The sequence below is a fragment of the Salinarimonas sp. genome, from assembly GCF_046292825.1.
Lineage (GTDB): Bacteria > Pseudomonadota > Alphaproteobacteria > Rhizobiales > Beijerinckiaceae > Salinarimonas.
The window spans coordinates 1-9,066 of record NZ_JBKBQG010000076.1 but is presented as its reverse complement, the minus strand read 5'-3'; the positions used below and the strand labels follow the sequence as shown (position 1 = coordinate 9,066).

Sequence of the window (9,066 nt, the reverse complement as noted above, 5' to 3'; positions counted from 1 at the left end):
CGAAAAACCCCATCCGACCCGTCGCCTTCGGCGCCGGGCCACCTTCCCCTGAGGGGAAGGAGAGCGGCGGCGCCTTGTCCTTTGTCTTGCGACCCGCAGATCACGATGTGTGAATCGCGTAGCCCATACGGGAGAGGGGCCGGAGGTGAGGGCACCCCACTGCAAGCCACACCGGTGTCATCCCCGGCCGGAGGTCGCTTGCGACCGGAGGGAAAGGGGACCCAGCGTATGATGCGTGCGGAGCACGCTCTCATGCCGCCGTCCAGGCGGCTGGTCGCCGCCAGCGGAAGCTTGCTGCGCAAGCCATTCCTCATGCTGGGTCCCCTTCCCCTGCGCACGCTACGCGTGCTCCGGCCGGGGATGACACGGGAGGCGGGAGAAGGGTGCGCGCCCTCCCCTCACTGCTCCATCGACTGCGCGCCGCGGCTCATGGCGGCGACGCCGGTGCGGGCGACCTCGACGAGGCCCACGCCGGTCATCAGGTTGACGAAGCGCTCGACGTCGGTGGTCTCGCCGGTGAGCTCGAACACGAAGGAGGTGAGCGTCGCATCGAGGGTGCGGGCGCCGAAGGCGGCGGCCAGCCGCAGGGCCTCGACGCGGTGGTCGCCGGAGCCCACCACCTTCACGAGGCACAATTCGCGCTCGAGCGCCTCGCCGCGCACGGTCAGATCGTCGACGCGGTGGACCGGCACGAGCCGCTCGAGCTGCGCCTTGATCTGCTCGATGACGGGCGCGGTGCCGGCGGTCACGATGGTGATCCGCGAGATGTGGCGCGCGTGCTGCGTCTCGGAGACGGTGAGGCTCTCGATGTTGTAGCCGCGCCCCGAGAACAGGCCCGCGATGCGTGCGAGCACGCCCGGCTCGTTGTCGACGATCACCGCGAGCGTGTGGCGGTTGACGGGTTCGACCTTGGTCTGATCGGGATAATGGGTCTGCATGTCTGCTCGCTCTGTCAGGCGCCGGCTCTGCGGAAGGTGGCGACGGGCTCCTCCAACAGGGGCTCGTAGGGGATCGTCCAAGGCTCGTCGAGAGCCGCCTCGCGCCATTCCTGCATCGCGGGAAGCGCGAGGATCGCGTCCATATAGGCGCGCGTGGCGGCATCGACGGGCCAGGAGAAGGTGTCGAGCCGCGTGACCGTGGGCGCGTACATCGCGTCGGCCGCGCCGAACGTCTTGCCGAAGAGGAAGGGCCCGCTTGCGCCGAAGCGCTCGCGCGCCTCCCGCCAGATCGCGACGATGCGCGCGACGTCCGCCGCGACCTCATCGCCGCGGTCGCGATGCGCGAAGCGCGCGCCGAGAAACATCGGCATCGCCTTGCGCAGGGGCGCGAAGCCCGCATGCATCTCCGCCGCGATCGAGCGGGCATGGGCGCGGGCGAGGTCCTCGCGCGGCCAGATGTCCGCTTCGGGATGGAGATCGGCGAGGTAGTCGATGATCGCAAGCGATTCCCACACCCGCGCCTCCCCGTCGATCAGGACGGGGACCTTGCCCGCGGGGGAGTATTCCAGGATGCGCGCGCGCGTGTCCTCATGCCGCAGCGGGATCAGCACCTCCTCGAAGGGGATGCCGAGATGGCGCATCAGGATCCAAGGCCGCATGGACCAGGAGGAGTAGAGCTTGTTGGCGATGACGAGTTTCATGATGCTCGACCTTCTCCCCTCACACCAGCATCTTGCCTTCCTCGTCGATCACCGATCCGAGATCCGCACCGGTCTCGCCGAGATAGTCGTTCAGCAGCATCTCGTTGTGGGCCTTGCCCGAGGGGATCATCGGGAAGCAGTTCTCGGTCTTGTCGACGACGCAATCGAAGATCACCGGCCGGTCGACGGAGATCATCTCAGTGATCGCCGCGTCGAGGTCGGCGGGCTTGTCGCAGCGGATGCCGACCCCGCCATAGGCCTCGGCGAGCTTCACGAAATCGGGCAGCGAGGCCGAATAGCTCTCCGAATAGCGGCCGCCGTGCAGGAGCTCCTGCCATTGGCGGACCATGCCCATATATTCGTTGTTGAGGATGAAGACCTTCACCGGCAGGCGATATTGCAGCGCGGTCGACATCTCCTGCATGTTCATCAGGATCGAGGCCTCGCCGGCGATGTCGATAACGAGGCCAGAGGGGTTGGCGAGCTGCGCGCCGATCGCCGCGGGCAGGCCGTAGCCCATCGTGCCGAGCCCTCCGGAGGTCATCCAGCGATTGGGCTTGTCGAAGCCGAAATATTGCGCCGCCCACATCTGGTGCTGGCCGACCTCGGTCGTCACGAAGACCTCGCGGTGTTTCGTCAGCTCGTAGAGGCGCTGGATCGCGTATTGCGGCTTGATGACGTCGGAGGAATTGCGGAAGGCGAGGCACTTGCGCGCGCGCCAGCCGGCGATCTCTTCCCACCAGGCGTTGAGCGCAGGCTTGTCGACGACGGGCGACATCGAGCGCCACAGGCGCACCATGTCCTCGAGCACGTGCCCGCAATCGCCGACGATGCCGAGATCCACCTTGACGTTCTTGTTGATCGAGGAGGGATCGATGTCGACGTGGATCTTGCGCGAATGCGGGGAGAAGGCGTCGAGGCGCCCGGTGATGCGATCGTCGAAGCGCGCCCCGATATTGATCAGGAGATCGCACCCGTGCATGGCGAGGTTCGCCTCGTAGGTCCCGTGCATGCCGAGCATGCCGAGGAACTGCTTGTCGGAGGCGGGATAGGCGCCGAGCCCCATCAGGGTGGAGGTGATCGGGAAGCCCGTCAGCCGCACGAGCTCGCGCAGCAGCTCGGCCGCGTGCGGGCCCGCATTGATGACGCCGCCGCCCGTGTAGAAGACCGGCTTCTTCGCCGCCGCCATCAGCTCGACGGCGCGCCGGATCTTCTCGACGTCGCCCTTGACCACCGGCCGATAGGTCTTGTGCTGGTTGTCGCGCGGGCGGGCGTAGAGGCCCGACTTGAACTGGATGTCCTTCGGCAGATCGATGACGACCGGACCCGGGCGGCCGTTCGAGGCGACGTAGAAGGCCTCGTGCAGGATGCGCGGCAGGTCCGCGATGTCCTTCACGAGGTAATTGTGCTTCGTGCAATGGCGGGTGATGCCGACCGTGTCGCATTCCTGGAACGCGTCGGAGCCGATGAGATGGGTCGGCACCTGGCCGGTGATGCACACGAGCGGGATCGAGTCCATCAGCGCGTCGGTGAGGCCGGTGACCGCGTTCGTCGCGCCGGGACCCGAGGTGACGAGGACGACGCCGACCTTGCCCGAGGAGCGCGCATAGCCTTCGGCCGCATGCACGGCGCCCTGCTCGTGGCGCACGAGGATGTGCTTGACGCTGTTCTGATGGAAGAGCGCGTCGTAGATCGGCAGCACCGCGCCGCCGGGATAGCCGAAGATATGCTCGACGCCCTGGTCCTGGAGGGCGCGGACGACCATCTCGGCGCCGGTCATCATCTCGCTCATCGCTTGGTCCTTCGTCTGTCGCTCGCGGGTCTGGTTCGGAGGTCTGCGTGGTGTCGGGGGTCGTTCGGGCAATAAAAAAGGGCCCTGGTGGGGGCCCTCGTGCGCCATCGCCGGATCGTACGGGGGTCAGCCCCGCTCCGTCGATGGCGCTTCGATTACGAGAATGATCTGGCGCATGATCTGCGGCACTCGCTCCGAAAGTTGCGCGGGACGCTAGTCCAATCGCCGCTTCCGGTCAACCGCGATTTGCGGGCGGGATGGCTGTCGATGGCGGGCGCAGCGCAGATGCCTCCTCTCCTTCCCCTCAGCGTCGGAAAACCCCACGCCGTCATTCCGGGGCGCGAAGCGAACCCGGAATCCAGACTCCCGACGTTGGGTCGAGCGCGCATGCGCGCTCGCTCCGCATCTCCTGGCAATCGAGACGTCGACGGACGCAGCCTATAGGCTGCTCATCCAAGGTCGGGGTTCTGGATTCCGGGCTCGCTTCGCGCCCCGGAATGACGGCATAGAGGTTCTTGGAGCGATCTTCACGAGCTCTTCCCGGAGCCCCTACCCCACGCTCGCGATCGCCGCGTCGACCGCCTGGCCGAGGCTATCGACGATCGTGTCGATGTCCTCCGCGCGCACGATATAGGGAGGCGCCAGCAGGACGTGGTCGCCGCGCGCGCCGTCGATGGTGCCGCCCATCGGGTAGACCATCAGCCTGCGCGCCATCGCCTGCGCCTTGATGCGGGCGTGGAGCTTCGCGGCCGGATCGAAGGGCGCCTTCGTCCCCCGATCGGCGACGAGCTCGATCGCCTGGAACAGCCCCCTCCCCCGGATGTCGCCGATATGGGGGTGCTCGCCGAAGCGGGCGGCGAGGCGCTCGGAGAGCCGCTCGCCCATCGCCACGACGTTGTCCAGGAGCCCGTCGCGCTCGATGATGCGCTGGACGGCGAGCGCGCCGGCGCAGGCCAGCGCGTGGCCGAGATAGGTATGGCCGTGCTGGAAGAGCCCCGAGCCGCGCCGGAACGCGTCGACGATCGCGGCCGAGACGTAGACGCCGCCGATCGGCGCGAAGCCGCCGCCCATGCCCTTGGCGACCGCCATCAGATCGGGCGCCACGCCCTCCTGCGCGCAGGCGTGCAGCGTCCCCGTCCGGCCCATGCCGCACATCACCTCGTCGAGGATCAGGAGCACGCCGTAGCGGTCGCAGATCTCGCGCACGCGGGCGAGATAGCCCGGCGGGGGTGTCAGCGCGCCCGACGTCGCCCCGCCTACCGTCTCGGCGACGAAGGCGATGACCGTCTGCGGGCCGAGCGCGAGGAGCGTGTCCTCGAGCTCGCGCGCGAGACGCTCGCCATAGGCCTCCGGCGTCTCGCCCGGCGCGCGGTCGCGGTAGTCGTAGGTCGGCGAGACGTGGTGGGTCTCGACGAGGAGCGGCGCGAATTGGCGCCGGCGCCATTCGTTGCCGCCCACCGCCAGAGCGCCGAGCGTGTTGCCGTGATAGGACTGGCGGCGCGCGACGAACCGGGCGCGCTCGGGCTGCCCGATCTCGACGAAGTATTGACGCGCCATCTTCAGCGCGGCCTCGATCGCCTCCGATCCGCCGGAGACGAAATAGACATGGCTCATGCTGGCGGGCGCGCGCGCGATCATGTGATCGGCGAGCTCCTCGGCGACGCGGGTGGTGAAGAAGCTCGTATGGGCGTAGGCGAGAGCGTCGAGCTGGGCGTGCATCGCCGCGAGCACCTCCGGGTGGCCGTGCCCGAGGCAGGAGACGGCGGCGCCGCCGCAGGCGTCGAGATAGGCGCGGCCCTCCTCGTCGCGGATGAAGAGCCCCTCGCCGCTCGCGGCGACGGGATAGACGTGGCTCAGGCTGCGGTGGAGCACGCCGGTCGAGGGAGCATGGTTCGTGAGCACGATGTCGGATCCCGTCTTTCGGTCGCGCGGCGATCCGGCAGGCCCGCTCCGGCGTATGAGAGCAGGGGCGTGCCGGTCGACGCGGCGATACATCTGTTTCAAGCTGATAGCACGATGAAACACAACATCCAACTCCGTGACGGCGCGCTCCGTGACGGTACGGAGACGCTTCCTGCGAGCCTGACGGCAAGAGTGCTGGCGCGGCTCGCCGATCCGCGCGTGCGCGTCGCGCTCCAGCTCTGCGTGCTCGCCGCGGCGATCGCGGTCATCCTGCGCATCGTCGACGGGCGCGAGACGCTCGCGGCGCTGGCGCGGGCCGATTGGCGGCCGCTGGCGCTCGCTCTCCTGCTGGTGCAGGCGCAGATCGCGCTCTCCGCCTTGCGCTGGCGGCTGACGGCGCGCCGGCTCGGCATCGCCCTTCCGACGCGCGTCGCGGTGCGCGAATATTACGTCGCTAGCTTCCTCAACCAGGTGCTGCCCGGCGGCGTCGCCGGAGACGCGATCCGCGCGGTCCGCAACCGCGAGACGGGCGCCGACGGCGAGCCGCGCTGGCGGGCGATCGTGCGCTCGGTCGCGCTCGAGCGCGCGGCGGGGCAGACGGTGTTCTTCGCCACGACGCTCCTCGGCCTCGCGCTGGCGCCGTTGACGCTCGCCCGCGCCCTGCCGGACCGGCTGGAGATCGCCGTCGCGGTGCCGATCGCGATCGCGATCCTCATCGTCCTCGCGCTCGTCGCGATCGCGCGGCGGGGGCCGCGCCCCGTGCGGGCGGCGCTCGCGAATCTGGGGCCCGACATCGCGGAGGCGTTCCTGCGCCGCGGCGCCTTGCCGGTCCAGTTCGGGCTGTCGGCGCTGATCGTCGCGGCCTATCTCGGCGTGTTCGCCTTGTGCGGCGCGGCGCTTTCGATCGAGCTGCCGCTCGCGGTGTGGCTGACGATCGCGCCCCTCGTCCTCGTCGCGATGCTCGTCCCCGTGTCGGTCGGCGGCTGGGGCCTGCGCGAGGGCGCGGCGGCGGCCCTCTTCCCGCTCGTCGGCGTCGACGCCGCCCTCGGCCTCGCGGTGGCCATCCTCTACGGCCTCACGAGCCTCGCGGGCGCCCTTCCGGGCCTCGTCCTGGCGCTCCGCGCGCGGCGGTGATTTCGGTGGCGGAACCCCTCTCCCGAATGGGAGAGGGAGTGTGAACATCTTGGTTCCTGAATGCGTACAACCGTGACGGCGGCTCCCTTTCCTTCCCCTCAGGGGAAGGTGGCTCCGACCCCGAACAGGGGTCGGAGACGGATGGGGTCGTTCGACCCGAAGGGTCGAAGGGGCGTCGAAGTGCGCCTTACGTAAGGAGCTTTAGGACCACGCCCCTTCGCGCCTTCGGCGCGAATGACCCCATCCGACCCGTCGGCTCCGCCGCCGGGCCACCTTCCCCTGAGGGGAAGGAGAGGGGCGGCGCCTCATCGCCTCCATCCCGTGCGCAGGTCACGAGGTGCGATTCGCCTCACCTATTCGGGCGAGTGGAGACGCGCCGAAATCACGCGCGGCGGGTGCGCCACAGGAGGACGACGTCGACTGCGAAGGACCAGGCGAGCGCGGCGAGCGCGCCGGCGGCGATCGCGGTGGAGAGCGGGGGGTCGACGAAGGGCAGGAGGAGCACGACGAGGCTCGCGCCCTGCACGACGCACACCACCTTGCGCCGGAACGAAGGCGGCAGCGGCGCCCGCAGCCAGGGCATCAGGTGCTGCGCGGCGAGGAAGACGTAATAGACGCCACCGATCGCGAGCACCCAGATCCCGACTTTGTCGAGCCGATAGGCGGCGGTCGCGAGAAGGACGAGGAGGAGCCCGTCCACCTCGACGTCGAAGCGCGCGCCGAAACGGCTCTCGAGCCGCAGCCGCCGCGCCGCGATCCCGTCGAGCCCGTCGAGCGCGAGGGAGATCGCGGCGAAGGCGACGAAGATCACGCCGACCGTCGCTTCGTGGCCGGCGAGCCGCTCGAGATCGAGGAGGAGCCCCACGAGCAGGCAATTGATCACCGCCCGAGCCAGGGTGATGCCGTTCGCCGCGCCGAAACGCGCATGCGGATGATAGGCGTCGATCCGGTGCGCGACGACCCCTGCGATCGCGGCGTAGACGGCGAGAGCCCCCGCGAGCGGCAGCCAATCGAGCCCGGCCTGGACGACGAGGACGAGGCCGATCGTGCCGAGCGCGATCGCACCGAGGCCGAGCGCCGGCCACGTCCCCGAGACCGGGGCAGGCGCCGATGCGGCCGCGGACGGGAGGCCGTCCGTCGCCGCGTCGGCGCTCTTCGCGATGGCCCTCGCCCGATGCATCGTCGCCAATCGACCCTCCTCGAGACCGCTTCATCCGCGCCGCCGCGATGGGCGCACGTGCCTGGAGCCGTCTACGCACCGATCTCCACGTCGGTTCAAGGCGGATTTGCGGCGTCGCGACACGGGCGGCTCGGCGTCGCATCGATTTGTCTAGGCTTATTGCGTTCGAATCATTTGCCATGTATTCTTGTTATGGCTGATGGAGGGATCGGGTCATGATGGTCGGTCTCGCGGGGGTTGGAAGCGATTTGGCGCGGTCCGGGCGCAGCGAGCGCCGGGCGGATCACGGCCGGCCGGAGCCGCAGGGGGAAGACGGCCCGCTCGCGATGCTCGGCGAGCTCATGCGCGAGCTCGGGATGCTCGAGCGCTGCCATGCGGGCGCGGCCGAGGCGCAGGGCGGCCAGATCGCCGTCCTGATCGGCCTCCTCCTGCGTCACGCGGACGCGCGGCGGCGCAGCGAGGAGGACGGCGCCGAAGCAAGGGCCATCGGCGCGGCCGTGCGCGCGCTGGCGGCGCGGCTCGGAATCCCGGTATCCGAGGCCCAGCCGGGCGGGATCACCCTCGACGCGGTCGCCTTCGACGGCGAGGATGCGCGGCGTTTCGCGACGCTGATCTCCCGCCTGCGCACCGAGATCGCCGCCTTGCGCGGGCGCATGACCGGTTTTCGCGGGTGAACCTGCGCGAACCATAAGGCGGCCCGCGCCGTTTCCGGTCGAGACAGTCTCACCCGAAACGAGGAGGGCCGCCACGATGGCTCACGACGACGCGGACGCCCGCAAGAAGCTCTTCGGCATGATCGAGGACATCGAGGTCGCGATGATGACCACGCTCGAGACCGACGGGTCCATGCGGGCGCGCCCGATGTGGACGCAGCCGCCGGACGAGAACGGCGATCTGTGGTTCGCCACCAAGGTCGACAGCGCCAAGGCCGGCGAGATCGGCCGCGAGCACGAGGTCTGCCTCTCCTATGCGCATCCCGGCCGCCAGGATTACGTCTCCGTGTCCGGCCGCGCCGACATCGTCCGCGACAAGGCGGCGATCGAGAAGCACTGGAAGGAGAGCCTGCGCACCTGGTTCCCCGACGGCAAGGACGACCCGCAGCTCGCCTTCATCAAGGTGCATCCGCATTACGGCGCGTATTGGGACAGCCCGTCGAGCACGATGGTGCACCTCTTCGGCTACGCCAAGGCGGCCGCCACCGGCCAGTCGCCGAAGCATCCCGGCGACGAGGGCAAGGTCCGCCTCGGCTGACCGCCGCGCGATGGCGGCACGACGATCGCCGTCCCGGGCCGCCGCCCCCAGCCACTAGGGAAAATGTTGAAGCTGCGGACGCGTTAAAGGGCTTCCGCAGCTAGTTGTGTTTGTTCATCATTTTCCTTTTCGCAGGCAGGGCACCAAGCGCAATTGACGTGCTTATTC

The 9,066-nt window shown here is 69.2% G+C and carries 8 protein-coding genes; 3 read left to right on the top strand and 5 right to left on the bottom strand.

What is annotated here, in order from left to right; translation table 11 throughout:
* Positions 1-398 precede the first annotated feature (398 nt).
* The 4 genes from ilvN to ACK4UM_RS20330 all read right to left on the bottom strand — a co-directional run bounded on the left by ilvN (position 399) and on the right by ACK4UM_RS20330 (position 5,333).
* Positions 399-938, bottom strand: a complete 540-nt coding sequence (gene ilvN / locus ACK4UM_RS20345) for an acetolactate synthase small subunit (RefSeq protein ID WP_409802691.1) — start codon at positions 936-938, stop codon at positions 399-401.
* 14 nt (positions 939-952) lie between these two features.
* Positions 953-1,642 (bottom strand): glutathione S-transferase family protein, encoded by a 690-nt coding sequence (locus ACK4UM_RS20340; protein WP_409802694.1) that lies wholly within the window; start codon positions 1,640-1,642, stop codon positions 953-955.
* Between the two features lie 16 nt (positions 1,643-1,658).
* Positions 1,659-3,431, bottom strand: a complete 1,773-nt coding sequence (locus tag ACK4UM_RS20335; RefSeq protein WP_409802688.1) for an acetolactate synthase 3 large subunit — start codon at positions 3,429-3,431, stop codon at positions 1,659-1,661.
* A gap of 549 nt (positions 3,432-3,980) precedes the next feature.
* Positions 3,981-5,333, bottom strand: coding sequence for an aspartate aminotransferase family protein (locus tag ACK4UM_RS20330; protein ID WP_409802684.1), 1,353 nt, complete (start codon positions 5,331-5,333; stop codon positions 3,981-3,983).
* A gap of 114 nt (positions 5,334-5,447) precedes the next feature.
* On the opposite strand from ACK4UM_RS20330, the gene ACK4UM_RS20325 reads away from it, so the two are divergent.
* Positions 5,448-6,467, top strand: a complete 1,020-nt coding sequence (locus ACK4UM_RS20325) for a YbhN family protein (RefSeq protein WP_409802681.1) — start codon at positions 5,448-5,450, stop codon at positions 6,465-6,467.
* Between the two features lie 382 nt (positions 6,468-6,849).
* On the opposite strand, the gene ACK4UM_RS20320 is transcribed toward ACK4UM_RS20325, so the two are convergent.
* A complete protein-coding gene (locus ACK4UM_RS20320; RefSeq protein WP_409802678.1) occupies positions 6,850-7,647 on the bottom strand; it encodes a CDP-alcohol phosphatidyltransferase family protein in 798 nt (265 codons plus the stop codon).
* A gap of 215 nt (positions 7,648-7,862) precedes the next feature.
* Between ACK4UM_RS20320 and ACK4UM_RS20315 the strand changes: the two genes are divergently transcribed.
* Positions 7,863-8,321, top strand: a complete 459-nt coding sequence (locus ACK4UM_RS20315) for a hypothetical protein (RefSeq protein ID WP_409802674.1) — start codon at positions 7,863-7,865, stop codon at positions 8,319-8,321.
* A 76-nt stretch (positions 8,322-8,397) separates the two neighbouring features.
* Positions 8,398-8,898, top strand: a complete 501-nt coding sequence (locus ACK4UM_RS20310; protein ID WP_409802671.1) for a pyridoxamine 5'-phosphate oxidase family protein — start codon at positions 8,398-8,400, stop codon at positions 8,896-8,898.
* Positions 8,899-9,066: the final 168 nt, after the last annotated feature.